The organism is Paenibacillus ottowii, from assembly GCF_006874425.1.
Lineage (GTDB): Bacteria > Bacillota > Bacilli > Paenibacillales > Paenibacillaceae > Paenibacillus > Paenibacillus ottowii.
Genome location: NZ_VIJZ01000004.1, coordinates 562,915 through 589,868, shown reverse-complemented (window position 1 = coordinate 589,868; position 26,954 = coordinate 562,915). Strand labels below are relative to the sequence as shown.

The following is a 26,954-nucleotide window of genomic DNA, read 5'->3' as shown; positions in this document are numbered from 1 at the left end:
CCTTCTTACACTTTCACACGCGGGTCAGCAATGCGATATAAAATATCGGATAACAGCGTCCCGATCACGCTCAATATGGCAATCAGCATCGTGAAGCCCATAAGCAGCGGATAATCCCGAAGCGAAAAGGACTGCATGTACAACTGACCGATCCCGGGCCAGTTAAAAATCTTTTCAATAATCAGAGATCCGCCAAACAGCGCAGGCAATTCAAAGCCAACAAGCGTAATGGCAGGCAATAGCGCATTTCTCAATGCATGTGTAAAAAGCACCTTTCTTTCCTTTAAGCCCTTTGCACGGGCTGTGCGGATATAATCCTGCTGGATCACATCGATCATATTGCTGCGGAAGTAGCGGGTCAGCGAACCCAATCCTAGCAGTGTCATTACGATCACCGGCAAGGTCATGTGCTGGAAAACCTCCTTCACATACTCCATGCCTGTAGCGTTACTGCCCGTATTGAGCATCCCGCCCGGTGGCAGCCACTTCAGATCGACCGCCGCAATCTTGATCAGGTACAGCCCGATAAAAAAAGACGGCACAGACATCGCGGCAAAAATCACCACCATGACCAGCGTATCGAACCACGAATACTGCTTATATGCAGCAACCACACCAATAATGACTGCAATCAGCCAGGTCAGAAAGGTGGACACAATAGCCAACAAAAACGAGTTCCAGATATATTCATTAAATAAGGTCAGCACCGGTTTCTGTTGGGCGAGCGAGTAGCCGAAATTACCATGTAGCGCATTGCCTAGCCAGTTTCCGTAGCGTTCAAGAATAGGCTTATTCAACCCGTAAATTCCCCTCAGCTCTGCCTTTCTCTCTGGCGATAGTTTCAGATTACCGCTAATGAAATCTCCCGGTGTCATGGCATACAGGAAAAAAATCATCATCGAAGCGGCCAGCAAAATAATAATCATATAAGACAGTCTTTTCGTTAAAAACGAGCTCATGACAGACTCCTTTCAATTTATGGTCAGGCACTCATGACGCGTCCTCCATTTGGCAGACCCCTTGATCCGAACCTGACGTTCTTCACAAGGGGCCCGCAAAGGTAACTTATTTAAGGGACCATTCAAACAGATTACCAGACAAGCCAATGAATGGGCTGACCTTTACATGTTCCATTCGACCATTGTAAGCATATACAGTCTTCTTGTAGTTGGTGAAAATAACGGGTAGTTCATCATTTAGCAGTACATATAATTCCTTATATATTTTCTTGCGTTCTTCCATATTCGTCGTAGCCAAACCTTTTTCATAGAGCTCTTTGAGCTTCGGATTGTTATATCCCTTGATTTCACCATTGACAAATGGCTCAATCCCATCCGATGGGTCTGTAAGCATGGCGGTCGAGAAGGCGGCGAGGTCGTAATCTTTTCCTTCTACTTTAGCGACCATTGCATTAAAGTCCGCAAAGATTTCCGGTTGCAGGTCAACGCCAATCGCTTTATAGTTCTCAGCCGCAAGCGCAATAAAGGTATCTGTTTCTGGGCGCTTGGAGGTCAGCAAGTGAATGGTCAATTTCTGGCCGTTTTTCTCACGGATGCCTTCACTGCCTTCTACCCAGCCTGCTTCATCCAGCAGCTTTTTCGCTTGCTCCGGGTCGTAGTTGTATGGATTGATCCCATCGGTCGTGTATGACCAGAATATAGGAGAAGCCGGAATGTTGGCGACCGCCCCTGCTCCCTGAGCTGCGTCAACATAAATGCTTTTGCGATCCAATCCATAGGTCAATGCTTGACGTACCTTTTTATCCTTCAGCTTTTCATTTTCCAGATTGACTTGCAAATATCCGTAGGTGCTCGGGGTATATGGCAGAATATTCAAAAAGCCAAGCCCTTTCAGCTTATCGATATTTTCCTGCGTTGCGGTAAAGGAAGCAAAATCGGTATCACCTGTTTCGATGAACTGCCATGCATCGCCTTCCGCCGTTTTATAAATGAAGTGTTTCGTTTTCGGCTTGCCTTTAAAAAAGTGATCATTCGCCTCCAGACGAACTTCTTGCCCCGGAATGAATTTTTCCAGCTTATATGCCCCATTCCCCAATGGGCTACCATGCAGATTTTTAAAATAATCCAGCTGTCCGAACTTATAATCCTTGCCGTAGTAAGCTTTGGACAGCACATATTCACCGAGAATGGTCAGAGCCAGCGCATTTGGCTTTTCCAATGTCACAGAAATCGTCTGTGGATCAATTACCTTAATTCCATCAATTTGCTTTGCCTTGCCTTCCGTATAAGCTTTGCCTCCTTTAATGTTCAGCTTCCGAATTTGGCTGTCGCCAGGATAGGCTTTGTCATAGATTAACGTCCAGGTAAAAGCGACATCCTCTGCTGTCAAAGGTGAGCCATCGCTGAATTGGGTACCGGGAACCAGTTGAAACGTATACGTCAGATTATCCTTGGATATATCCCAGCTCTTCGCCAGATTGGGCAGCGGAAGCCCTTTCTCGTCTACCGTAACCAGCGGAGTCCATAACTGAGAAATGACGTTTCCGTCATAGCCGCTTTGGTTAAAATACGGGGTGAATACCCCGGCCGGGTCAGTCAGACCAACAATAATGGTGTCGTTTCTTTTTTTGGATACTTCCGGCAATTTGGACATATCAGAAGCCTTTACCAGACTTGTTAATGGCTGCGCTGTAGTGGCCGTCTGCGTGTCTTCATTGCTTTGAGCAGCAGAATTGTTCGTACTATCCGATCCAGTGGAGCAAGCCGCTAGCAAGGTAGAACTCGCCAGAAGTAGGCTGCTAAGTAAAATAATACTCTTTTTCAACATAATCCCCCCGAATTAAATAATTAAATTCCGATAGAACAAGTTGTGATTAAGAAGATAAACCTCATTATAGGAATTTATTAGGGTTCTGTAAAGGGAGAACTGCACTTTTTTATGTAAAAGCTCTGCTTATCAACAACTACCCGAATTTTTGTACAAATATAAATAAAACCACTTAATCCCTAGTAGTAGATTAAGTGGCTGTCTCTTACTCATTTGCTATACTATTTTTTTACAGCATGAATATAATGAATCGTTTCGAACGCAGACAAATAATCTGCTCTCTCATCAAAGAAAAGACTATTTATTGTATCCGGGGATAGATGTTCATAAATTAGTAAATCTGAAGCTTCTAACATTTCCTCGATTTCATCATAATCAAAACATGATTTCATGGGTTCTCCACTTACTGAAGCCATTTTTACCATATTTTCAACTCTATTAAACATGCCTTTCTCTCTAAAAAGGTTTTCATCTGCATAATCAAACACGATCGAACTCCCCGATGGGACCTTGGTAAACAAATGATTTATTAATGTTGAAATTTCCTCTTTAGTTAAATAATAAGAAACACCCAGAAGGCTAAAGAATGTTTTTTTGTTGGCAAACCCTTCATCCAATAGATTGGAATACGAAAACGGATGGGCAAAGTCCATAGAAACCAGATGAAGATGGCTCGGTATTTTTAAATTTGCATGAGCTAACCTTCTCTTCTTAGATTCCTGTGTTGCTGGATGATCTATTTCAAATATTTCTAGGCTGTTTTTCAATTCTGGATGTCGAAAACAAAAAGTATCTAACCCGGCTCCAAGTATGACATACTGCTGTAATCCTAATCTAACTTCATGAAGCAATACTTTTTCACAATACGCAGCACGTGCTAGGGGTGTTGGAGAAAGTTGAACTTGCGTAATCCATTTTAAAATTTCATCTGGATCATCTCTGAACCTTTGCGCAATCTCTGCATTGAAAAACGTTATCCCTTCAATCATATTCTTTCTAATATCTGAAAATTCTTTTTGGGAAATTAACTCTTTAGCCATAAAATCATCAAAAATTTTGGGTGTGTCATGTTGACTATGATATGCTCGGCCAAAAGCTGCTACTAAGGAAGTTAAACTGGACTCATCTGGCTTCATACATTTATCCTCCTATAAAAACAAAAATAAGATTCCCCTGGCCAGGAGAATCTTATTATAATATCAACTTAAATAAATGTAAATTATAGCACAAATAAATAATTTTGTCAAGGCTCAATCTTATACCTACCTTCGCTCCATATAGCCAAGGATACTCCCACGCATCTCGTCCACAGCCGCAAGCCGTGCACTATAGCCAAGCAATGTTTCGCCGTCAAAATGTGCATGAATGAAGCCAGCGGCACGGAGCTTAAATATATGATCATGCGTGATTCCCTTAGATAGCTTGAGATGGCGGACAATCTCAATAAAGGTTCGCGGAGACTGGCTGTGGTACAAATATTTTAATATTTTGAGCCTGCTCTTCTCCCCCAAACTTCGAATCATTCGGTATTCTTGGGGTGATAAAAAATCGTCCTCCTGAACATATACTCCTGCGGAATAATGGCATAACAGAAGTGACCCAAATCGATAAATAATATTTATCGGCTGAAAATGATATTGCGGTACCAGCAACACCTGCGTCAGTCCAGCGGAAGGCTCAAATCGGAAGCCATTAGTTGTACGATCCACCCACTCCATAGAGCTATATACGTTCTTTTCCCGTTTTCTGCGTTCAGCTTCCAGTTTCAGGCCGCTGAGAATCCTTGTATCCACGTGACGAAAATACTCTTCGTTCCAGCCGGATAGCAATCGCAAAGCAAGTTTACGGAGGTTCTCCATGTCGTCAGGCAGCGGAATCCCATAGGCTGATACCTGTTGTTTTAATTCCTGCAAAGTCTGGCTTTCCAAGCGGTCTACAACCTCTTCAACGCCCCCTTTATCAGAAAGCATACAGACAAGTCCATAAATAACCTTCCAGTCTGCATTGATTTCCATGGACTCCACTAACGCAGACAGACTCGGAGACAGTGTTCCACGCACTTGGTCCGCCCACCCGGATGATAAATCAGTTTTTTTGTAAGCCTTGCGGCAAATAAAAGTGTGTAAGCTGCTGAGCAGTTCAAACACCGGTCCATATGCTACATGTACATCATAAGGAGCATTCACGTCGTGGCTCATCGCTTTCTGTCCTCTTTTCCTTCATATCTGATGTCCATTATACATACTATCGTACATCCGTTCATTCTTAGTGATTCATTCATGCGAAAATGAACGCACAATACTGATGTCAAGCCAAAGCCGAATCTCATCCGAGTCAAACTGTTTAGCTATAAAATAAAAAAAGGGTATTCGGATTTTATGGTGAAGACAAAATCAAAACATTTGCCTTGAAAATCGGAAAATATGGTGGTATTTTTCTAAAGGCTTGATTTGTAGCGATATCTTAGTACAATGGTTTTATGACTACTCAAAAAATAATAAATGACGAGCTCAGAGTCAAAATATTTAAGGCGTTAGCCGATGAAACAAGATTGGACATCATACGAGCTCTATACGCCAGCAAGAAGGAAATGAATTGTGGAGAAGTAGGACACATTCGCGATACTACGAAATCGAATACTTCGTATCACTTGCGTGCTTTAAAGGAGGCGAAATTGATCAGGGTACGAAAAGAAGCTCAAACGAAGTATATGAGCATCGATTTGGAGACATTTCAAACTTACTTACCTGGATTTCTGGATACGTTGTAGAAAGAAATTCTTTTTTTATTCATTAGTTCAATAATCTTTGAACTATAGAACTAACTAAAAAGGGTGAATAGAATGATCAAATTAACTGCTTTATTTTTCCTCATCATGTTTGTTATCGGTACGGATACGTTTTTGATATCTCCGCTCATCCCCACTCTTCAGAGCTTGTTTCATATCCCGACTGAATATTCCGGTTGGATGGTGGGGTCTTATGCTTTAGGTTATGCCATTTTTGCATTGATTGCTGGACCGCTTTCCGATGGATGGGATCGCAAAAAAGTAATGCTTACCGGCATGGTCTGCTTCTCGGTTTCAACTATGCTATGCGGCTTTGCCACAGGTTTTTGGTCGATGTTCTTATTCCGTTTTTTAGCCGGGGTCAGCGCAGCATTTACAGCGCCTCAAGTCTGGGCCTCAATCCCTGCTCTGTTTCCAACGTCAAAAATCGCCAAAGTATCAGGAATCGTCATGGCAGGCTTGGCTGCTTCCCAAGCGTTCGGCATCCCTATTGGAAGTCTGCTTGCCTCAACCCATTGGTATTATCCTTTTTTTACAATCGGTGCATGTGCATTATTAGTAGCGATATTCATTTTCTATGCTTTGCCCGAAATGAAACCAAATCAAGGTCAAAAAAACAAGACTCCGATTTTCAGTAGATACATCCCACTATTGAATAGCCGAATGGCGAGAAAGGCTTTCCTCGCTCATTTCTTATTTCAATGTGGATTCTTTGCTGCCTTTTCTTTCATTGGAAAATGGGTGACGGATCGCTTTCACCTTTCAATTGATCAAGCGGGATACGTAATGTTTTTTCTAGGTCTTGGGAATATAGTCGGGAGCTTTGGCGGTGCCTATGTGATCAAAACATTAAACCGTTTCAATACGCTGGTTGTAGGCTTTCTTGTCTCTATCATATGTTTTATTGTGTTGCCTTTCTTGCCGTCGGTTGCGGCTTTTGAAAGTGTTTACTTTTTTATATTCGTTAACATGGGGATCGCTTTTCCCCTAATATTGGGAATGCTGAATTCACTAAATCCAACCATCCGCGGCACAATCTCCAGCTTGGCCAATTCAATCATGTACGTTGCAACAACGCTCGGTTCTTGGATCGCAGGCCTGATTTACGCGACTTTTAACGGTTTTTCCGCCGTAGGCATGTTTGCGGCTATATGCTTTGCCGGTTCGTTGTTATCTTTTATATTCAGCGGTATTTTGACCAGTCACGCAAAAACAAAAAAGGAACTTGCATCATAAGTGCATAGAAGAAATTCATATGGATATTTTAAATCTTCCAAACTTCAACATATTAAGTATTAGTGAAAATGAATTTGATTTTCTAATACAAGTGGTGACGAACTCTCCACCTTTGGTTTGCCCTCATTGCGGATGCATAGCCAACCTCTACAAACACGACAGCAGGGAACAAGTTTATATGGACTTGCCCATTCATGGCAAGCGTGCAGGCCTTCTTATAAAGCGTCAGAGGTATCGCTGTAGAGATTGCAATCGAACCTTTTGGGAACACTTAGATCACACCATAGACGAAAAGCGAAACTGTACCAAACGATTATTGTCTTATATAGAGAAGCAAAGCCTTAAACGCACGTTTGTCAGCATATCCGAGGATGTTGGATTGCATGAAAAAACGATACGTAACATCTTTCGTGATTACCTCAATCGTCTTAAAGAAACGCTTCGTTTTGAAACTCCTAATTGGCTTGGGATTGACGAAATACACATGATTAAGCCAAGATGCGTTTTAACCAATATTGAAGAACATACTTTGTTAGACGTTTTGCCCAATCGTAACAAGGAAACCGTTATGGACTACCTCTCACGTCTTCCAAATAGAAGACAAATACGATACGTCACAATGGATATGTGGCAACCATATAAGGACGCCGTGAGGGCTATCTTGCCAAAAGCTCTTATCATCGTCGATAAGTTTCATGTTCTCCGTATGGCAAACCAAGCGTTAGAAACCATTCGTAAGCAGCTCCGAGAAGGATTATCGCCAAAAGAACGCCGCGGGCTGGTACATGACCGTAATATCCTCCTAAAACGCCGTATAGAGCTTACAGAGATGGATAAAATTACGCTTGACCTTTGGAGAAAGAATCATTCTTCTCTTAGTACTGCTTATGACTTAAAGGAATCATATTTCGATATTTGGGAATGTGATAGCAGACAGACGGCACTCCTTAAATACAACGAATGGAAAGTTAAAATACCAACTGAACTGCAATCCGCTTTTGAACCACTTACAAAGGCTATGAAGAGCTGGGAAGAGGAAATATTCGCCTACTTCGACCATCGCATTACAAGCGTTTATACGGAATCTATAAACAGCCTTGTTCGAGTCATTAACCGTTTAGGCAGGGGATACTCTTTTGAAGCCCTACGATCCAAGATACTCTTTACAGAGGGACTTAAAAAGCAGTGTATGCCTAAGTACCAGAGGCAGTTTGATAGCTACGATCTACGGGAGAAAAACTTCCCGATGTTTAACATGCCACCTGTTGGATTTGTTCGTCAGCCAGAAGAAATAATCTTGCTGGGAATCGATCTTTCCTCCTTAATCGAGAAATTGGAGAAGGATCAGCTATAAGCCCTCCTCCATTATAAAATCCGAATATCCTAAAAAAAGGTTATCGCCTACCAAAATCGCAGGAGACAACCTTTGAATACATATATTTCTTTTCTACGTATCTTTCATCGGATAGGAAAACGAGAGCTGTCCTTCTTGACCTGGCTCCAGGTATAACGTATCTTAGGAGAATTTCCGGCCTACATAATCGTAGGCATAGGGAACCCGCCAGGTGGACGCTCGTGCTCTTCATAGAAATCAGGCAAACCAAATCCATGTCCCATCTCATGCTCTATTATCTAACTTCATCCGAATTCAATGAAAACGTTTAATCTCTCATCTACACCTAAGTAGGAACACTATTCCTACTCTATGGATTCCAATGCCGATTCGGCCAGTGAAGCCAGCAGCTTCGCTGTTCCTGGCAGCGCGCGTTCGTCCAGATCAAAGGCAGGATGATGCCATTCCTGGCTTCCCGCAGTACCGACAAAGATAAACACACCGGGGAGGTTCTTCTGATAAAACCCAAAGTCTTCGCTTGCCGAGGAAGGTATAGGGCGAACGACCTCCAGACCGACCGCTTCGGCCGCCTGCTCCGCGATGGCAGTCAGCTTCCCATCGTTCAGCACAGGTGGCGGACCCACGATCCAGCGAATATTCGCTTTCGTGCCGAAAGCATCAGCTACGCCCTTGACGACTTGCTCGAAGCGTTCTGCCACCTGGGCTCGGACGTTCTCGTCAAAGGTGCGAATGGTTCCGTCCAAATGAGCACGGTCTGGAATGATGTTCCAAGCATTGCCGCTGTGCAGCTTCGTCACACTGATGACTGCACTATCGAGCGGGTTAACGCTCCGACTCACAATCGATTGCAGCGCCGTAATGATATGTGCCGATACCACGATGGGGTCAATCCCTGCATGCGGAACGGCCGCATGTGTGCTCAGGCCCTCCACCTCGATATAAAATCCGTCTGCCGCTGCCATTAGCGGACCTTCTTTGATGCCGACCGTGCCTACGGGCAGGTCTGGCTTGTTATGCAGGCCGAAAATGGCCTGCACCCCTGCCAATGCACCACTGTCCAGTACTTGGGCAGCGCCCTTGGCTTTCTCCTCGGCCGGCTGGAACACCAGCCGAACCGTCCCCTTCAGCTTCTGCTCCCGCTGCTTCAGCAATACAGCTGCCCCTAGCAGGGATGCTGTATGAAAATCATGCCCACAGGCATGCATCTTGCCAGGATGTACCGAGGCATAAGGGAGTCCCGTTTCCTCCTGGATGGGGAGTGCATCAATGTCTGCACGCAGCGCGACCGTGGGCCCCTCCTGCTGTCCGCCGATTTCCGCTACCAATCCGGTACGAAGCGGCACATCCAAAATCGTTATATTCTGTTCTTCGAGCAGGCGACGAATATAGGCGGTCGTTTCAACCTCCTCGTTAGACAGCTCGGGATAACGGTGCAGATGACGGCGAATCTCCACCAAATTCTGCTCCAAAACCTGTTCCTTCGTCCCGGTTGATCCACTCATCCCTATTCCTCCTTCGCGAACCCCATTTTGATTACAACTTTCTCTTATATCCATAGTATCTAGGACTGCACAGGCAACTCGGCAAAAGCTTCGTGCAACAATTCGAACGAGCGCACACGCTTTCCAATATCCCGTATCCCTGTCGTTACGATCAGCTCATCTGCCTGATACTTCGCTTGAATTTCCGTCAGCGCAGCATAGATTTCATTTTTATTCCCTTTGTTGATTTGTGCTTGTGTAACTTCAATTGTATATTCTTCACCCGATTGCTTACCGAATTCCTCTGCACTTTCCAGCGCGCCTACCGTAGCCGTTTTTCCACTGGCCAGGTGAATCTTGTATAGCTTCTGCTCACCTGCCAGCTCCGCTGCTTCCTCGGAAGTGTCTGCCACAATAACCGATAGTGCAAAAAGTGCCTTCGGCTCACGTCCATAACTGTAATCGAAAGACTCCCGATACGTACGGAATGAATCCAGGGCAACCTGCTCACTACTATTTATAAATTGCGAGAAAACATAAGGTAAACCCAAACGCGCGGCAATACCAGCACTGTCAATACTTGTACCCAAAACATAAATCTCTGCTGGTGTTTCTGGAATTGGATTCGCCTGTAATCCGGCGAGCGGCCCTTCTTCAGGTGGGATATTATGAATATAGCGGCTTACTTCATCAATCTTCTCTTCGAGAGAAGGCGCATCATGCACGTTGCGTTGTAACGCCTGTGTGGATTTCGGTAACCCGCCCGGCGCACGTCCGATGCCCAAATCTATACGACCTGGTGCAAGAGAGGCTAGCACATTGAAGTTTTCAGCCACTTTATACGGGCTGTAATGCTGAAGCATAACCCCGCCAGACCCGATAGTAATTCGCTCGGTGCGTGCCAATAGATGGGAAATGAGTACCTCTGGCGAGGAGCCTGCAACCTGCTCGGAATCATGATGCTCTGATACCCAAAAACGTGTGAATCCCAGTTCTTCTACACGCTGCGCCAGCTTAATCGTGTTGCGAAGGGCCTGTGCTGCCGTTTCACCCTCGTGTATAGGGCTTTGATCCAATACTCCGATTTTAATGCTCATGTCTCCCTCTCCCATCTAAATTGAATAATTATATTCCGGTGTAATTCGTTTCAGGAATTGCTGGGTACGCTCTTCTTTGGGATGGTTAAAAATAGCGTCCGGTGTGCCTTCCTCGATAATATGGCCGCCATCCATGAATACCACATGATTAGAAACATCGCGCGCAAAGCTCATCTCATGTGTCACAACAATCATGGTTATGCCTTCCTTCGCAATCTTGCGGATCACCGACAGCACCTCACCCACCAGTTCAGGGTCCAGTGCCGAAGTCGGCTCATCGAATAAAATCACCTCCGGGTTCAGTGCCAAAGCGCGCGCGATCCCGACACGCTGCTGCTGCCCACCGGATAGCTGGCTCGGATAATGATTCAGTTTTTCGCCGAGGCCAACCTTTCCCAGTACTTCAATACTGATTTTTTTAGCTTCCTCCTGCTTAACCTTACGGACAACGACAAGCCCCTCCATGACATTTTCCAGCGCGGTTTTATGCTTGAACAAATGATATTGCTGGAACACCATAGCCGTCTTTTTACGCAAGGCCAAAACATCCTTTTTCGCAGGCCGCTTACAGTTCACTGTAAAATCTCCGATACTGACTTCTCCGTCATTCGGCTTTTCCAGATAATTAATGCAGCGTAGCAAGGTGGTTTTTCCTGAACCGCTGGGTCCTAAAATAACGACAACCTCACCTTTGTTCACCGTCAAATCAATGCCTTTGAGCACTTCATGTTTGCCGAACGACTTTGTAATATTTTGCAGACGGATCATGATGCTCGACCTCCATTAAACACATTGATTTTTTTCTCCACCAAGCCGGATATTCGCTCGATCAATACCGTCAAGCCCCAAAACAACAGTGCTGCTGCAATATAGACCTCCAAGTATTTCCAGTTGGTAGATGCGAGAATTTCAGCCTGGGCCTGAATTTCTGTGACCGAAACGGTGAAGGCCAAGGTGGAACCATGCAGCATCCCAATAACAGAATTCGTCAGGTTCGGCAAACTCACCACGAAGGCCTGCGGAAATACAATCCGTCTCAATACTTGCCATGTCGTCATACCAACCGCATAAGCCGCCTCAATCTGCCCCTTATTGACCGACTGGATTCCGGAACGAACCACCTCAGACATATACGCGCCACTGGTAATCGAAAATGAAATGAGTGCAAATACCATGTAAGGTATATCTTTGGAATGCAGCGACCAGCCGAAATGCTTCGCTCCTGCATCAATTAACAAAGGCAAGCTGAAATAAATAAGCAACAGATGCATCAGCATCGGTGTACCTCGGATGAACGTAACGTAACCGTGAGAAATCTGCGACAACACAGGAACGTTGTAAATTCGTGCCAACGCCGTTACAATCCCGATGACCAGCCCTGCCAGTACGGAAACCACAGTAATGATTAAAGTGTTGGGCAACGCAGAGAACAATCCTAAAAAGGCGGTGTATACAAATCCAAAGTCCAGACTCATATGCCTTTACCTCCTTTACTCAGACGAGGGCTTCTCAGGTAACGCACCACAAAACCTTTTCGTTTTGCGGGTTCCTTCTGTACTAAATCTCTATGCTCATGCCGGAGAAGTGCATTTTCCAGCACCTTGAATAATCTTTGTACAATCAGACTGATCACGAGATAGATAAAAGACAACGCGATATACGTTTCCACAAAATGCTGGGTAGCCGAACCTAATGTTTGCGATTTTCCTGTCATCTCCATCGCACCGATTGTAAACGCCAGCGATGTATCCTTCAGATTTCCAATGACCAGATTGGAAAATACCGGAACCACTACAGCCAGCGCTTGCGGCAAGATGATACGTGTAAAAGTTTGATAGCCTGACATGCCGACGGACTGTGCAGCCTCGATTTGTCCCCGATCTACAGCTCCTACACCAGACCTGACAATTTCGGAAATAAAGGCTCCATTATTGAGCGCATAGGTCGCTATGGCAAACCACAGCACATCCCATCTGGAGGAATTGATATCCACCAGCTTTAGTAGCTCTGGCAGGCCGTAATACACCAGAAACAATTGAATTAAAATAGGGGTTCCACGGAAAAAGGAAACATACACCTGAGAAACACGTTTGAAAAATGGAATGTTATACATACGAGGCAGCGCAACCAACAGACCAATGATCAGTCCCAACACAAGCGAGCTTGCCACAATAAACAAAGTGATGTGCAAATAGGACAGCATTTTCGGGATAAAGCTAAAAACATAGTCAATATTGAACTCTCTGCTCATCTGCCTGCCTCCTTTCTATACATCAGCGGTCAGAATACATGAAGTACCCTGACCGCTGAAATGTCCAAGTCTATCCTTACTTCTTACTGCTGGAGCTCTCTTTTTTCACATCCTCTAAAGACTTCGTGAAATCCTCTCCAAGCCATTTAATGCTCAGCTTCGACAGTGTGCCGTCGTCCTTCACTTCCTGAATGGCTTTGTCCAGATCATCCGCCAATCCTTGCTCATTTTTGTTCAGAACATACAGTACATCCGATTGAGTCAAAGGATCACCCACGGTTTTCAGAGCTACTTCTCCTTTTTCATCGGTGTTAAAACGGTTCGCAAAGTCCGTCGTTATGGTCGCATCTATACGGCCGCTCGTAATTTGTTGCACCGTATCATTAGCTGCGCCACTCGTGTACACGATATTTAGAGCATTTCCGTGGGTTTTGTTATACTCTTTCAGCACATACGCTGCATTACTGGTTGGACTGGTGAGTACCTTTTTCCCTTTCAAATCATCAATGGAATGAATGCTATTATTATCCTTCGCTACAGCCACTCTGTTCAGAAAAATACTATATGGATTTTTGTTGAACAGATACTTGGCTTCACGTTCCGGGTTTTTTTCCATTTGATGTGATACCATATCAATCTTGCCGGCATCGAGACTGAGCAGCAAATTTCCAAAATCCATCGTTTTGAATTCAAACTCATATTGAGGTAGGCGCTTGTCCAGCTCCTTAATCAGCTCCACATCAAAGCCTGTTAAATTTCCGTTTTCGTCAATAAAGCATACATTTTTAAATTGAGTGCCTGTGCCTACAATAATTTTCTTCACATCTCCGCTTGAACCTGACGCACTAGACGTGTCATCTGAGGAGCCGCAACCTGCCAACACCAGAATGATTGCCATCACAGACAATATTGCAAACCACTTTTTCATGTAAATTCCCCCTTATCTCTTTGCTTATCAGCAGTTTGCGACATACATGGTAGCTATAACATTTTAAATTTTATAACGATTTTTTCTATAACAAAACAGCCTCCCGGAAGCCTTCTGTCAGTGCATCTGCAAAATCCGAGGTCACTGCGCAGTCTTCTTTGGTCACGATTATGCTAATCTGCATAGATACCCCAGCCACCTCTGGAACATGAATGCGGAACAGCTTCTGATCCTTCACTTCACGGTTCACACAGACATCCGGCAAAAAGGCAATGCCTGCCTCTTGCAATACCAGCTTTTTGGCCGTGACCACATTGTCTACCTGAAAAGCGATGTCCGGTGGCTGCTCCAGTGATTCAAAAGATCGATGAATCCTCATCCAATCTAATGATCCGCATTCAAAAAACACCAGTGTTTCACGTTGGATATCTTGTATACTAGCCTTTCCTGTCTTCATAAACGGATGACCGTCATATACATACAGGGAAATCGGATCTTCATAAAAGGCAAGCGTACGAATAGCCGGATGCATCACTTTACGGACAAAACTAATATCTACCTCACGGTTCAACACCTTCTGTAGCAGTTGATCCGTCGTAGCGGTCACAATTTTGTAGTTAATCTCCGGATAATGAGCACGAAGCTGCTTTAATATTTCAGGAATGATGTAGTTCGACACCGATATCGTGCAGCCAATTCGAATTTGTTGAGGGGCTTTCTTGCGCTGTTGAAGCTTTTGCTTCCCTTTTTGCAGCACTTGAAGCATTTGCTCCGCATAAGGAAGGAACTTCCGTCCATCCTCGGTCAGAATCGTTTGTTTGCTTTGGCGGTCGAATAATTTGCACTCAAGCTCGCGTTCCAGCGTCTGAATCCGGGCTGTGACAGAGGGTTGTGATAAGAACAACGCTTCTGCTGCCTTGTTAAAACTTCCATAATGATTCACGTATACAAAGGCTTCCATATTCTCGATATTCATACGCAAGTCACCCAGTAAGTTTTATATACATTTATCCAATGAGTTAACTTGGTTTTTTTGTATCATAAAACTCACTGAACGACCTGTCAATGGAAATATTGAAAATATTTATAACTTCAATAACTCATTTAGCTCTTTAACCGAGCGTTGTAATCGTGCAACCAACTCTTCGGACAATCCATATGCTTCACCCGGCAGGCGTTCGACCCATTGGTCTACCGCATACACACCTCCAAGAATATGTCTCCCCCCCAGTGCGCCCAGAACCGGCTTTAGGGCATAGTCAATGACCAACAGATGGGCCAGTGTACCGCCCATAAATAAAGGCAAGACAAGCTTCCCTCTCAGTCCCTCCTTCTGTTATGCGTCAACCTTTATTTTGGATCTGGCTGCTGTATAGCGGTTCTCTGGAATAGGTACGCCCAGGTTTTCACGCAGGGTACTAAATTCATAATCCTGACGGTAAATACCGCGCTCCTGCAGAATAGGCACAACCAGATTTACGAAATCATGCAGACCCGTTGGCACATCGGAACCGATAATGAATCCGTCTGCGCCTTTTCCTTCAAACCACTCTTGCACTCGATCGGCCACCTGCTCCGCAGTTCCAATAAAAGAGGTCCTCGGCGTTGCTGAACGCAATGCAACCTCACGCAAGGTCAAATTCTGCTCTTTGGCTGTTCGTTTGATTTTATCTGTACCGCTGCGGAATGAATTACTACCTATACCATCAAGCTCAGGGAATGGCTCATCCAGCGGATATTGTGAGAAATCGTGATGATCGAAGAAACGTCCCAAATATTTTAATGCAGCCTCGATCGTCACTAGATTGGTAATCTCCTCATACTTGCGTTCTGCTTCCTCTGGCGTACTGCCAATAATCGGCGAAATGCCCGGCAAAATGACAATATCCTCTTCCGATCTACCATAGCGCACCGCACGTTCCTTGACATCACGGTAAAACTGCTGTGCTTCCTCCAAGGTTTCATGTCCAGTAAATACAGCATCCGCTTCCTTGGCAGCCAGATTTTTGCCATCTTCTGAGGAACCTGCCTGGAAAATAACCGGCTGTCCCTGCTTGGATCGTCCAATATTCAGCGGTCCCTGCACAGAGAAAAACTCACCTTTGTGGTTTAGCGTATGCAGCTTTTCAGGATCAAAGAATACGCCGGTTTCTTTATCACGAACGAACGCATCCTCTTCCCATGAGTCCCACAGTCCTTTGGTGACCTGCAAATACTCGTTGGCAATTTTATAGCGCTGTGGATGCGATGGATGCTCCCCTTTGTTAAAGTTGAGAGCAGAGCCTTCCAGCGGGGAAGTCACCACATTCCAGCCAGCACGGCCTCCACTAATATGATCAATGGAAGAAAACTGGCGTGCTACTGTGAACGGTTCGCTATAGGAAGTCGACAATGTGCCGACCAGTCCGATCTGCTTTGTCACCCCAGCTAAAGCAGACAAAATCGTAATGGGTTCAAAACGGTTTAAAAAGTGAGGAATCGATTTTTCGTTAATAAACAGACCGTCTGCGATAAATACGAGATCAAACTTTCCTTCCTCTGCCTTTTGCGCCTGCGTTTTATAAAATTCAAAGTTAACACTGGCATCCGCAGGTACATCAGGATGACGCCAAGTCGTCATGCTCCCCCCCACACCGTGAATAATTGCACCCAATTTAATTTGTCTCTTCTTAGTCATGCCTTCTCCACCTTTCCTGAACATAATTGTTATTCTACGGCTAATGATGTTTTCGCACTAATCTTTTCCTAATGTTTTATACCGCTTGATTATAGCTTTCCAGCACTTTACCCAACTTTTCCAGATCCGGGTTAAAGAGTGCTTCATATTTGTTATCTCCACCGATCTCTACGACAGGAACGTAACGAATACCATATTTGGTCTCTAACACATCACGCAGTGCATCATTCCCGTCCACCTGAATATTTTCATACGGCTGATTTTGGGATTCCAAGTACGATTTGATCTCACCACAAAAATGACAACCGGTTTTACTCCACACTACAACTTTAGGTTTGGACGACATATACATACCTCCGTGAGTTTAATGTTTATAATCCCGATAAATCAAATGAGAATTATATGTATAATGTATCCTTCCCCCTCCTTTCCGTCAATCGCTTGTGCAATAGATAAGGATAATTCATCAATAGAAAATTTTAATGATAGATTGTTTTTCATCGCTTATTGGCAACGTGGTTACTAAAAATTTAGGGGAATTGGAGTTTAAATTGACCTTGACGCGGATATCCTTGAACTAGTAGCGCCCTTGCGGCGGAATGAAATGAGGTTGAGCAAATGCAGGATTGGGCAGAGGTTGCTATACGCACATTAATGGCTGTCGCTATATTATTTTTAATCACCAAAATTCTCGGAAAACGTCAGGTATCCCAGCTTTCCTTGTTCGAGTATATAACAGGAATTACGATAGGTAACCTGGCCGCTACCATTCCTATGGAGCGTGAAGCCACTTGGTATCTTGGCCTTATAGCCTTGTCAGTATGGGTACTGACAACACTTGGCATTGAATATTTGCAAATTAAAAGCAAGAAAATCAGAGATATATCAGATGGAAGAACAACAATCCTAATCAAAGACGGCAAAATTTTAGAGGATAATCTGAGAAAAGAACGGCTCACCCTGGATGAACTCATGGAGCAGCTTCGAAGCAAGAATGTATTTAAAGTATCTGACGTAGAATTTGCCCTCATGGAAACTAGTGGTGAAGTCAATGTGCTGTTAACCAAAGACAAGCAGCCTGTGACGCTTAAGGATCTGAATATGCTGCAATTACCGGAGAAGGAACCCACAGTAGTCATAATGGATGGACAACTCATGGAGCAGCAAATGGCATATATGGGGCTTACTCAGCAATGGCTGGATGCCAAGCTAAAGGAAAAGAGTCTAACGGTCAAAGATGTGTTTTTTGCTCAGGTGGACACACAAGGAGAACTATATATTGACCAATATAGCGATAATGTACAACAATCCAAGGTACAAGACTCTAATCAAGCTTTACTGACTCTATTGCAGCAATGCACTACAGAACTGCAAAAGCTCGCAACGGGTTCCAGTGAGCAGCAAAAAAAACAGCTATATGAACATTGCTCTCAAAGCTTGAAGGAAGCTATACAAGAAATGGAACCGGTAAATACATCCAATTCCTGACCACATAAGTATAGCCCGTAAGACAAATTCATGTGAACTAAAAGGAGCGTCCTGCCAGCCGTTTATGGCTTGTAAGACGCTCCTTTTTTGATGACAGAGCCGCTCATTTCATGATTGCTGTTCCCCTTTATTGCTTCCTCTTGCAGTGGCAGCAATACGGTAAACGCCGTTCCTTCTCCCACCTTGCTGGACACAGAGATAGAGCCGCTATGCATCTCTGTTATTTTATGAGCGATGGAAAGTCCCAAGCCGCTGCCTCCTGCGGTTCGGTTCCGTGACTTGTCTGCTTTATAAAATCGTTCGAAAATACGCTGCTGATCCTGTTCGTCGATACCCGGCCCTGTATCAGTAATGCAGACAAGCGCCTGATCACTGTTAGTTGAAAGAGAAACAGATATGCTTCCACCCTGTGGGGTGAATTTAATGGCATTGTGAAGGAGATTCACCCACACCTGGCCCATTAGGTCCTCGTCCGCGTTGATCTCAACGATATCGGTGTCCACAATCATGTCAATTTGTTTAGCCTCCCATTGCGGTTCGCAGGCAAGGATAAGCGATATCAGTTGCTTGTCCAGCCGATAAGAGGACGGATGAAACGGATGCCTCTCCGAATCCAGCACCGCCAGCTTCATCAGATTATCGCTTAGTTTGGACAGACGAATACACTCTGTCTCAATAATCGTCAAATATCGGTCCCGCTGCTCCCGATCCAGATTATCGTCCTTGAGCGCCTTCGCAAAACCAATGATCGAGGTCAGGGGCGAACCTATTTCATGGGATACATTTGAAATAAACGCCTCCCGCAGTTCTTCCATGGCCTTCAGATTTGCCGCCATATCATTAATGCTGTCCACCAGTTGTACATAAGGATGTGTCCTATCATGGTTTCCGTTTCTCCTGCCAAAGTTCCAACCCAGATTGATGTGAAAATCCCCTTCTGAAATCCGTTTTAAAGCATCGATCATTTCAGTAAAAAAATGCTGTTCTCTAGGCTGGATAAAGCGTTTTACAGTCATACTGATTATACCGAAGAAGAAAGAGCCAAGTGTCGCATCAACAAGATAGACGAACAATTCATGCGGTGTCCATGACATGCGTGAATAGATCGCTGCTGTAATAAAGTACGCAGCAGTCCAGCTAAGATACAGCACCAATAACACGAGCATGAATCTTGCCAGGATACGGAGGAATCCCGGTTCCCGGTTCATTGCCTTACCTCCAGCCGATACCCCAATCCCCGGATCGTACGGATCGCAAAGGAATGGGTTGCCTCCGGAAACCGTTCCCGAAGGCGCTTGATATGGACATCAACCGTTCTTTCGTCTCCCTCGTAATCATAGCCCCAGATCTGCTCAATCAGATGGTCGCGGGTAAAGGTTTTGCCAGGATAGCTGACCAGCTTGAAGAGCAGCTCAAATTCCTTGCGTGGCAGGGTAATTTCCTGCTCTCCAGCCCGACACTCAAATGTATCGCTGCGCAGGACAAGCTCGCCGACAGTCACCGAATTTGAAGCCATGATCCGATAGCGTTTTAGTAAAGCCTTTACGCGTGCAACAAGCACCAGAGGATCGAAGGGCTTAACAAGATAGTCGTCCGTTCCGAGCGCAAAGCCTTTTACAATCTGTGACGTCTCGCCTTTGGCTGTAAGCATCAGCAGCGGCAGGTCGGTCTGCTCACGCAGCTTACGGCACAGCTCCCAGCCATCCATTCCTGGCATCATGATATCGAGAACAAGCAAATCGACCTTTGTTTCATCAAACAAGCGCATCGCGTCCAAACCATCCACCGCCTCGACGACCTCCAGACCTTCCAGTCTCAGAAAGTGTCCGACCAGTTCACGAATATGCGGGTCATCATCAACGACCAATACACGTGTCATTTTTAACCCCCTAATAACTACAAGCTAACTCTTCTCATCCTCGTCAAGAGGTCGCCCTCCTATGCTTTACGCATATAAGCACGCACCGTAAGCGGTGCGAAGATCGCTACAATCACTGCAGCCCCAAGCAGGGAGATTGCCAGTTCCCCGCCTATGACTCCTGTATTCGCAAGCTCTCTAACCGCGTTCACAAGATGTGTAATCGGGTTGATATTCACAAACCACTGCAACCAGCCCGGCATGGTGTCCACAGGTACAAATGCGTTGGAAATAAAGGTGAGTGGAAACAGAACAATCATGGAAATACCTTGTACACTTGAAGCCGTGCGAGCAATCACGCCAAAGAAGGCGAATATCCAGCTAACTGCCCAGGAACACACGATGACCAGAAGTGCTGCGATCACAACACTCAGCAAACCTCCCCCTGGTTGATATCCCAAAATGTATCCCATAGCAAAGGTAAGTGCAGTCGCAATAGTATAACGTAGACTGTCGGCCAGCAGAGCTCCAGCCAAAGGGGCAATACGTGCGATCGGGAGTGACTTAAACCTGTCGAACACTCCCTTGTCCATATCCTCACGCAGTTGCACACCGGTCACGACAGAGGTCGAGATGACAGTTTGTACGAGGATGCCTGGAATGATGACCGGCAGATAATGCTGTACATCTCCTGAGATAGCCCCGCCAAAGATATAGGTAAACATAAGAGTAAAAATAATCGGCTGGAGCGTGACATCAAACAACTGCTCAGGAGTATGCCTGATCTTCAGAATGCCCCGGTAAGCCATCGTCATAGAGTTGGCGAACGCCTGTTTGAAACTCACAGACTTTTTCAATGTGCGATCAGAAGCTGTCATAGCAGTAGCGTTCTTCATGCTCTCACCCCCTCTACGGCAGGTGCTTCATCGGCCGTCTGCTGCTCATTTACTTGTACGCCTTGGCCAGTGATGGACAGGAACACCTCGTCAAGCGTTGGCTTTTGCACACTCATCTCTGCCAGCTGAATTTCTCCGGTACGGAGAGCAATCAGCAGGTCTGTCACCCGATCGGCATTAGCCATCGGAGAAATAATTTTTCCAGCCTCTACCGACACGCTGGACTTGACTGAAAGCACTTGTTCTATAATTCGAACAGCCCGCTCGATATCCTGTTGATTTTGCACTCTGAGTTGTAGAGTTGACGCCCCCACAGCCGCTTTCAGTTCATCTACCGTTCCTTCAGCGACTACTCGTCCATGGTCAATCACCGCGATTCGGTCAGCAAGCTGGTCCGCCTCATCAAGATACTGGGTCGTAAGCAGCACGGTAGAACCCGACTTGACCAGACGCCGGATCGTGTCCCACATCTGAACACGCGTACGCGGGTCCAGTCCGGTAGTCGGCTCATCCAGAAAGATTAATGGCGGTTTGGCAATAAGACTTGCGGCCAAATCCAGTCGGCGGCGCATGCCTCCGGAGAAATGCTTTAACGGTCGCTTGGCTGCTTCAGACAAGCCAAATTCCTCTAGCAACTCCGCTGCCTTGTCACGTGCCTCGGCACGTCCCAGTCCGAGCAGCCTGGAGAAAATAATCAGATTCTCGGTACCACTAAGCGACTCATCGACTGATGCGTACTGACCGGTTACGCCAATTAATTGACGAACAACCTGCGGTTCCTTTACTGCATCGTGTCCAAAAATGCGCGCCGATCCCCCATCAGGCCGCAATAACGTTGACAACATTCGGATGGTCGTCGTCTTACCTGCCCCATTGGGACCAAGCACTCCATAGATCGTACCAGCACGCACATTCAGATCGACACCATGTACCGCATACTTATCACCAAAAGTTTTAACGAGCCCCCTTGCTTCAATGGCCAGGGTTTCTTTTTTGTCTGTATAATCCACTTTCATTTCCTCCCTACAACGATTTCTATAGAGAGAATAATCCACTTTTATGAACTGAATATGAACAGGACCATTTACTTAATAATTTACACTGTAAAAAAATAATCTCGTTCTACCTTGCACACTCTTAAACCGAATGCTTTATACCACTCGGATTTCCCTTTTTCCTGTGCTACCTTGTGCAGCTCGTTATGCTTCCAATGTTTTATAGCGTCCAAGGACTCCCAATAAGACACGGTGATACCTACTCCATTTTGGTCACGAACACTTTCCACACCTAAAAAGCCAGGCTGCTTGGCAGCCAGTTCCACCATTTTGTCCCCCATCTCTCCGTATCCGCCATCCCCTTCCGTACGTTCAGAAGTGAAAATAGCTGCATAATAAGGGGGCTGTGGTGTTTTTGCAATTGAACTCATAGGTACCTCCCAGAAATGAATGGTTAATCAGTATTTTTCTCAAGTTCGATTATAACCACTTAACTGAGATAAAAAAAATGAATATATATGATACTATGTATGAATATATTTCATTCTATATTGGAGGATACATGAATTTGTTTAAATATAAGGTCTTTCTTAGCGTAATAGAAGCAGGAAGCTTTACCAAAGCGGGAGAACTTCTCAATCTTACACAATCCGCTATTAGCCATGCGGTTTCTGCTTTGGAACATGAATTGGGCCTAACTCTTTTGATTAGAGGACGCTCAGGTATCCAAATGACCAGTAACGGAGAACGTCTGATGAAGCATTTCAAAGAAATCATACAAATGAATGAAAGACTATATCAAGAGGTCGCTCTAATCAAAGGACTGGAAATCGGAACTGTAAAGATAGGTACATTCTCAAGTGTATCCATCCATTGGTTGCCTGGGATCATCCAAAAGTTTAACGAGAAGTTCCCACTTATTGAACTGAAATTGCTCGACGGAAACTACCGTGACATTGAGAATTGGATAGCCAGCGGAGAAGCTGATTTTGGCTTCGTTAATCTCCCTACTCTAGAAGTACTGGAAGTATTGCCGTTAAAAAAAGAAAGGATGCTGTGCGTGCTTCCATCTAATCATGTGCTACGGGAGCAAGCAACTATACGTGTAGATCAGCTTCGCAATGAATCCTTCATTATGCCTGCTTCAGGCTGTGACACAGATGTACGGAGCATTTTTTCCCAGCACAACCTTGTTCCGAAAATCAAATATGAATTAGAAGATGATCATGCCATTATGGCTATGGTGCAAAATGGTCTTGGCGTAAGTATCCTGCCGGAAATGATGTTAGTTCAAAACCCTTATGAAATTTGTATTCGGCCTTTGGATGGGCCATATTTCCGTGCCGTTGGTATTGCTACGACCTCTTTAAAGAACATGGCTCCAGCCGCCAAGAAGTGTATGGACTTTATTATTGAATGGATCAATTAGGTTCTTCCTGTTGGCCAAGGCAGCGGATTCTCAAAGCTGGACCAGTCCATATCCATTTCACGATCGTTCAGCAGACATTCATTTAGCTCTTCTTCCAGGTTCAGCCGATTCATCCCGATACCGATCATTACAATTTCGTTCATGCGATCGCCCCATTGCTCATCCCAATGATTCAAAACTTCGAGGTTGGCTGCGACGATTTCCTGCCGTTCTTCTGCTGACAACGCCGCAAGCCAGCTTCCCGCTGGACCAAATTGAATAGACGGTCCTGCCTGGCTGATACTCGCTGCCCAATCCTGCGGGGCTGCGATCCAGACCAACCCTTTGGCACGAACGACTTCCTCTGGCCAGTAACTCATAAATGCTGCCAATCTTGCCGGATGAAACGGTCTTCTTCGGCGATAAACAAAGGAGTCGATTCCATATTCGTCCGTCTCGGGTGTGTGGCTTTCCAGCTCCAGCTCGCGAATCCAGCCAGCGGATTGACTAGCTTTGTCAAAATTGAACAACCCTGTATTTAAAATGTCCGAAGGTGCGACCTTCCCCTTGGAAGTGCGAATGATTCGGGCTTCAGGCTGCAATCTCCGCAGCACACCCTCCAGCTTGTCCAGCTCTGCGGGCTGAACCAGATCGCATTTATTCAGAATCAACACATCACAAGTTTCAATCTGGTCAATCAACAAGTCCGAGATATCACGTGTGTCATCTTCATCAGTAGCCTGCTTGCGATCCAGCAGCGTTTCTCCTGATTCGAAGTCATGCCAGAAACGGTTTGCATCGACTACAGTCACCAAACAATCCAGTTTTGCCAGCGAAGCGAGATCAATGCCGGTTCCTTCATCGGCGTATGTAAAGGTTTGAGCAATGGGTACGGGTTCACTGATGCCTGTAGATTCGATTAATATATAATCAAACTCGCCTTGTTCCGCTAGCTTCTTGACCTCAAGCAATAAATCTTCGCGCAATGTGCAACAAATACAGCCATTAGACAACTCGACCAGTTTTTCTTCTATTCTGGACAAGCCGCCCTCTTTTTTAACCAGTTCGGCATCTATATTCACTTCACTCATATCATTGACGATAACTGCTACTTTCATTTTGTCTCGATTGTTTAATACATGATTCAAGATCGTCGTTTTTCCTGCACCCAAATATCCACTTAACACGGTTACTGGGATTGGTTTCTTATTCATTGCTGGTGCACTCTCCTTAATATTGGCTTACCAATCATTAATCGTAATAATTACTATTAATCAGTATTCAGAAATATACAGTATTCCTATTACCTTGTCAACTGTAAAGAAACTCTTGAAGTCAATGATCTAAAGTTATTAATATGAGAAATAACGATCCTTCAAGAATTAGGAGAATGCGGTGCGCTCAATCTGGTTAGGTGTGTTAGCGGCATTCTTTTTTGCTTTTACATCGTTCTCAATCGGTCTATGGTGCTGCTTCTCTTATTTTATGCTACGTTATGCTTCGCGTCGGCATATTCACCGAGTTGGTTTGTCGCGAGGACCTGGCAAATAACCATTATTTCCGGTTCATTGCTTGTCCCTTTATTTAACAAGATTGTCCAAACGGAAAATGGCCCTGTCAAAGTACGAGGAAAAATCCTCGTCCAAGAACTGTTCATGTCTCTTGTTATTTTAATCGGAATTATTGTGATGCAGGTCAAACAGTCGCAATCTATTTCTACTCAAGATTTTTTATTCGGTATATTGCCTGTAATACTGGTCTCTATTGCCTATCCATTAGGTAATAGCAAAATGATGGAAGTCTGTGCGGGACGGTTAGATGGCTACCAACGTGTGGTCGGAATGACTTTAGCAGCTTGTTTTTTTGGTTATTGCTTTCGTTATATGAGATGTTCAGCGCAGGAATGCCAAGAAGAATCAGACCATACAGTCTGCTCTGTGGCCGTATTCTCAGGGGTAATTGCTACTGTCTTATTTTTGCAAAGCTACAAATCAGGTACGTGCAAATATGCAAAGCTGGCCACAGTAGAAGCAACATAATCGTTGGAAGTGCTTTTTGCACTCATGGGGGAATTGTTCTTTTTATCGTTCCTATCCCGTCTGCTTGGTCATGAATGAGAATGTACATCGTCATTCTGGGCATGGGTTTACACAGCATGTTACACATGCTAAAAAGCTTTAGGGGTAACTGCAGGCACTAGAAAAAGACCGCAAAAAATAGATACGGTCTTTTTAAATCTTTTGAATTGAACAATTATTTCTCTACAATTTTTTTGAATTCTATCATAAAGTCTTTTGGATCTGATTCTACATTATAAGGGAATACACCTTGTTTCGTATGCAAATAAAGAACACCATAATCCTTCCCGATACTTTTAAACGATGTATCATATACCTCTTTGAGAGTAAATTCCCGGTACGCTGATATAATTTTAGTTGTATACAAATGTAAAACTCGCCGATGGATAACTGTTTCCTGTTTTAACGGAGTTACGATTCTTTCCACCTTGTAATACGGCTGGACGGAAATGATATTGTGCACATGATCCCTCCACATTTAGCATCAATCCAGAAAGACATGACCAAATCCTGCACTATGGTTTTGAAGATGTATTTTGTTCCAATACCGACGCTAGATCATCCTGAACACTGTTCTCCCATAAAGGGACTCCTGAACGGTAGGCAGCTCTTCCATTTAGATGCCCGGCTACGGGAGAAGTGATAAAGACAAACACAATGGCAAGCAGTAATTTGATGCTGACCACTTCTACATAAAACAAAAAATAAAGAAAGGCTCCTGTTAATACGCAAAGCACGCCAAGCGTTGCACTTTTGGTTGCGGCGTGAGAACGTAAATAAACATCTGGTAGTCGAATCAACCCAAATGCGCTCAATCCGCAGAACAGAGCGCCGAACAAAACAAGGATTGCAGCAAACAACTCACCGATCAAGTTCATCACCCCCAGTGTCTATGACGGCATCTCTTTCTATATATCTCGCCAACGCCGTTGTTCCTATAAATGTCAGGATTCCTATAACAAGAACAATTTCAATAAAATCTTGTGTCCTCAGTTGCATACAAATCACAGCAATCATAGCTAGCAGATTTATACCTATCGTGTCCAGCGCGGCCACCCTATCTGGACGGGTTGGTCCTTTAATCAAACGGTACAAGCAACCTAATATGGCTAAGGAGAGAATAGCCAGTGATGCAGTCATAAGTGCCGGAACTATCACTGTGTCACCTCCATGATCGCTTTTTCAAAGGTCCCTCTAATTTGCTCAGAAAGCAGTGTCGCGTCCTGTATGTCCATGGCATGAATATACAGCATTTGACCTTCTCCGGATACTTCCAGAGTGAGCGTTCCTGGTGTCAGACAAATGAGGCACGATAAAATAGTGACCTCCCAATTTGATTTTAAAGCAGTCTCATAGGCAAAAATGCCAGGGCGGATCGTCAGCTTCGGGCGGAGAATATGATGGATAACCGCAAAACTAGAAACGATCAGCTCCCGCATAAACAGAAGTAGCAGCTTCAGGATGGCCCATATGCGCTTCAAGTAGAAAGGTTCTGGACGGAACTTACGCAAAACAAGCAAGATGGCTATCCCTAACAGAATGCCCATGGTGAACCGCGACCCTGACCAGTCGTTGTTAAGCAGCATCCACAGCAATGCAATCATCAGATTTAATAATATTTGAAAGACCATC

Annotated in this window: 29 protein-coding genes and 2 pseudogenes; 6 read left to right on the top strand and 25 right to left on the bottom strand. The window is 44.8% G+C overall.

Translation table 11 applies throughout. The features are described from left to right. Nucleotides 1–5: 5 nt before the first annotated feature. From FKV70_RS12905 to FKV70_RS12890, 4 genes are all read right to left on the bottom strand, one after another. Nucleotides 6–959: an ABC transporter permease gene (locus tag FKV70_RS12905; protein ID WP_063212408.1), complete on the bottom strand. Its 954-nt coding sequence runs from the start codon at nt 957–959 to the stop codon at nt 6–8. 106 nt (nt 960–1,065) lie between these two features. After that, nucleotides 1,066–2,787: an ABC transporter substrate-binding protein gene (locus FKV70_RS12900; protein WP_142613070.1), complete on the bottom strand. Its 1,722-nt coding sequence runs from the start codon at nt 2,785–2,787 to the stop codon at nt 1,066–1,068. A gap of 221 nt (nt 2,788–3,008) precedes the next feature. Further along, a complete protein-coding gene (locus FKV70_RS12895) occupies nt 3,009–3,923 on the bottom strand; it encodes a class I SAM-dependent methyltransferase (protein ID WP_142613069.1) in 915 nt (304 codons plus the stop codon). 126 nt (nt 3,924–4,049) lie between these two features. Further along, entirely contained in the window at nt 4,050–4,985 is a 936-nt protein-coding gene (locus FKV70_RS12890) for an ArsR family transcriptional regulator (protein WP_142613068.1), read from the bottom strand. Nucleotides 4,986–5,266: 281 nt separating this feature from the next. Here FKV70_RS12890 and FKV70_RS12885 point away from each other — a divergent pair, with 281 nt between their 5' ends. The 3 genes from FKV70_RS12885 (at nt 5,267) to FKV70_RS12875 (ending at nt 8,165) form a co-directional block, all read left to right on the top strand. After that, the gene (locus FKV70_RS12885) at nt 5,267–5,557 is read left to right on the top strand and encodes an ArsR/SmtB family transcription factor (RefSeq protein ID WP_064797919.1); all 291 of its coding nucleotides are present in this window, start codon (nt 5,267–5,269) and stop codon (nt 5,555–5,557) included. Nucleotides 5,558–5,629: 72 nt separating this feature from the next. Beyond that, nucleotides 5,630–6,811 carry an MFS transporter gene (locus FKV70_RS12880; protein ID WP_142613067.1) on the top strand — a complete coding sequence of 394 codons (1,182 nt, stop codon included), beginning with the start codon at nt 5,630–5,632 and terminating at the stop codon, nt 6,809–6,811. Nucleotides 6,812–6,830: 19 nt separating this feature from the next. Next, the gene (locus tag FKV70_RS12875; protein ID WP_142613066.1) at nt 6,831–8,165 is read left to right on the top strand and encodes an ISL3 family transposase; all 1,335 of its coding nucleotides are present in this window, start codon (nt 6,831–6,833) and stop codon (nt 8,163–8,165) included. A 104-nt stretch (nt 8,166–8,269) separates the two neighbouring features. On the opposite strand, the pseudogene FKV70_RS27010 reads toward FKV70_RS12875, so the two are convergent. The 11 genes and pseudogenes from FKV70_RS27010 to FKV70_RS12820 form a co-directional block, all read right to left on the bottom strand. Continuing rightward, nucleotides 8,270–8,443 (bottom strand): annotated as a pseudogene (locus FKV70_RS27010) (dockerin); the annotation flags it as partial. A gap of 66 nt (nt 8,444–8,509) precedes the next feature. Further along, nucleotides 8,510–9,667: an amidohydrolase gene (locus FKV70_RS12865; RefSeq protein ID WP_142613065.1), complete on the bottom strand. Its 1,158-nt coding sequence runs from the start codon at nt 9,665–9,667 to the stop codon at nt 8,510–8,512. 59 nt (nt 9,668–9,726) lie between these two features. After that, nucleotides 9,727–10,743: an LLM class flavin-dependent oxidoreductase gene (locus FKV70_RS12860; protein ID WP_142613064.1), complete on the bottom strand. Its 1,017-nt coding sequence runs from the start codon at nt 10,741–10,743 to the stop codon at nt 9,727–9,729. Nucleotides 10,744–10,758: 15 nt separating this feature from the next. After that, nucleotides 10,759–11,511, bottom strand: coding sequence for an amino acid ABC transporter ATP-binding protein (locus FKV70_RS12855; RefSeq protein WP_142613063.1), 753 nt, complete (start codon nt 11,509–11,511; stop codon nt 10,759–10,761). Next, nucleotides 11,508–12,218, bottom strand: a complete 711-nt coding sequence (locus FKV70_RS12850; protein ID WP_142613062.1) for an amino acid ABC transporter permease — start codon at nt 12,216–12,218, stop codon at nt 11,508–11,510. Before FKV70_RS12850 ends, FKV70_RS12855 begins: the two co-directional genes overlap by 4 nt. Continuing rightward, nucleotides 12,215–12,994 carry an amino acid ABC transporter permease gene (locus FKV70_RS12845; protein WP_063212397.1) on the bottom strand — a complete coding sequence of 260 codons (780 nt, stop codon included), beginning with the start codon at nt 12,992–12,994 and terminating at the stop codon, nt 12,215–12,217. The genes FKV70_RS12850 and FKV70_RS12845 overlap by 4 nt, the downstream gene beginning before the upstream one ends. 76 nt (nt 12,995–13,070) lie before the next feature. Continuing rightward, on the bottom strand, nt 13,071–13,922 hold the full coding sequence (locus tag FKV70_RS12840) for a transporter substrate-binding domain-containing protein (protein WP_064797926.1): 852 nt from the start codon (nt 13,920–13,922) through the stop codon (nt 13,071–13,073). 85 nt (nt 13,923–14,007) lie between these two features. Next, a complete protein-coding gene (locus tag FKV70_RS12835; RefSeq protein ID WP_142613061.1) occupies nt 14,008–14,898 on the bottom strand; it encodes a LysR family transcriptional regulator in 891 nt (296 codons plus the stop codon). 108 nt (nt 14,899–15,006) lie between these two features. Beyond that, nucleotides 15,007–15,255 (bottom strand): annotated as a pseudogene (locus tag FKV70_RS12830) (NADPH-dependent FMN reductase family protein); the annotation flags it as partial. A gap of 3 nt (nt 15,256–15,258) precedes the next feature. Then, a complete protein-coding gene (locus FKV70_RS12825) occupies nt 15,259–16,599 on the bottom strand; it encodes an LLM class flavin-dependent oxidoreductase (protein ID WP_142613060.1) in 1,341 nt (446 codons plus the stop codon). A gap of 76 nt (nt 16,600–16,675) precedes the next feature. Continuing rightward, entirely contained in the window at nt 16,676–16,945 is a 270-nt protein-coding gene (locus FKV70_RS12820) for a glutaredoxin family protein (protein WP_064797930.1), read from the bottom strand. 272 nt (nt 16,946–17,217) lie between these two features. Here FKV70_RS12820 and FKV70_RS12815 point away from each other — a divergent pair, with 272 nt between their 5' ends. Continuing rightward, a complete protein-coding gene (locus tag FKV70_RS12815) occupies nt 17,218–18,087 on the top strand; it encodes a DUF421 domain-containing protein (RefSeq protein WP_063212391.1) in 870 nt (289 codons plus the stop codon). Nucleotides 18,088–18,149: 62 nt separating this feature from the next. Here FKV70_RS12815 and FKV70_RS12810 read toward each other — a convergent pair whose 3' ends face one another. The 5 genes from FKV70_RS12810 to FKV70_RS12790 form a co-directional block, all read right to left on the bottom strand. Further along, nucleotides 18,150–19,295 carry a sensor histidine kinase gene (locus tag FKV70_RS12810; protein WP_142613059.1) on the bottom strand — a complete coding sequence of 382 codons (1,146 nt, stop codon included), beginning with the start codon at nt 19,293–19,295 and terminating at the stop codon, nt 18,150–18,152. Continuing rightward, nucleotides 19,292–19,966 (bottom strand): response regulator transcription factor, encoded by a 675-nt coding sequence (locus FKV70_RS12805; RefSeq protein ID WP_142613058.1) that lies wholly within the window; start codon nt 19,964–19,966, stop codon nt 19,292–19,294. The genes FKV70_RS12810 and FKV70_RS12805 overlap by 4 nt, the downstream gene beginning before the upstream one ends. Before the next feature lie 59 nt (nt 19,967–20,025). Further along, entirely contained in the window at nt 20,026–20,841 is an 816-nt protein-coding gene (locus tag FKV70_RS12800; protein WP_142613057.1) for an ABC transporter permease, read from the bottom strand. After that, nucleotides 20,838–21,857 carry an ATP-binding cassette domain-containing protein gene (locus FKV70_RS12795; RefSeq protein WP_142613056.1) on the bottom strand — a complete coding sequence of 340 codons (1,020 nt, stop codon included), beginning with the start codon at nt 21,855–21,857 and terminating at the stop codon, nt 20,838–20,840. The genes FKV70_RS12800 and FKV70_RS12795 overlap by 4 nt, the downstream gene beginning before the upstream one ends. A gap of 80 nt (nt 21,858–21,937) precedes the next feature. Then, on the bottom strand, nt 21,938–22,267 hold the full coding sequence (locus FKV70_RS12790) for an antibiotic biosynthesis monooxygenase family protein (protein ID WP_142613055.1): 330 nt from the start codon (nt 22,265–22,267) through the stop codon (nt 21,938–21,940). A gap of 131 nt (nt 22,268–22,398) precedes the next feature. Between FKV70_RS12790 and FKV70_RS12785 the strand changes: the two genes are divergently transcribed. After that, entirely contained in the window at nt 22,399–23,265 is an 867-nt protein-coding gene (locus FKV70_RS12785; RefSeq protein ID WP_063213188.1) for a LysR family transcriptional regulator, read from the top strand. Here the strand turns inward: FKV70_RS12785 and FKV70_RS12780 are convergent. Further along, nucleotides 23,262–24,458 (bottom strand): GTP-binding protein, encoded by a 1,197-nt coding sequence (locus FKV70_RS12780; protein WP_142613054.1) that lies wholly within the window; start codon nt 24,456–24,458, stop codon nt 23,262–23,264. The two genes, FKV70_RS12785 and FKV70_RS12780, sit on opposite strands and share 4 nt — an antisense overlap. 249 nt (nt 24,459–24,707) lie before the next feature. Between FKV70_RS12780 and FKV70_RS12775 the strand changes: the two genes are divergently transcribed. Continuing rightward, on the top strand, nt 24,708–25,283 hold the full coding sequence (locus FKV70_RS12775) for a multidrug resistance efflux transporter family protein (RefSeq protein WP_142613053.1): 576 nt from the start codon (nt 24,708–24,710) through the stop codon (nt 25,281–25,283). Between the two features lie 214 nt (nt 25,284–25,497). Here the strand turns inward: FKV70_RS12775 and FKV70_RS12770 are convergent, their stop codons facing one another. From FKV70_RS12770 to FKV70_RS12755, 4 genes are read right to left on the bottom strand one after another with little or no spacing between them, the layout of a single operon-like run. Beyond that, complete coding sequence (locus FKV70_RS12770; protein WP_244310720.1) at nt 25,498–25,785, bottom strand: hypothetical protein; 288 nt, start codon at nt 25,783–25,785, stop codon at nt 25,498–25,500. Between the two features lie 52 nt (nt 25,786–25,837). Further along, the gene (mnhG, locus tag FKV70_RS12765; RefSeq protein WP_063208627.1) at nt 25,838–26,200 is read right to left on the bottom strand and encodes a monovalent cation/H(+) antiporter subunit G; all 363 of its coding nucleotides are present in this window, start codon (nt 26,198–26,200) and stop codon (nt 25,838–25,840) included. Further along, nucleotides 26,184–26,477: a Na(+)/H(+) antiporter subunit F1 gene (locus FKV70_RS12760; protein ID WP_040103739.1), complete on the bottom strand. Its 294-nt coding sequence runs from the start codon at nt 26,475–26,477 to the stop codon at nt 26,184–26,186. The genes mnhG and FKV70_RS12760 overlap by 17 nt, the downstream gene beginning before the upstream one ends. Beyond that, nucleotides 26,477–26,953, bottom strand: coding sequence for a Na+/H+ antiporter subunit E (locus FKV70_RS12755; RefSeq protein ID WP_142613051.1), 477 nt, complete (start codon nt 26,951–26,953; stop codon nt 26,477–26,479). The genes FKV70_RS12760 and FKV70_RS12755 overlap by 1 nt, the downstream gene beginning before the upstream one ends. Between the last annotated feature and the right edge of the window lies 1 nt (nt 26,954).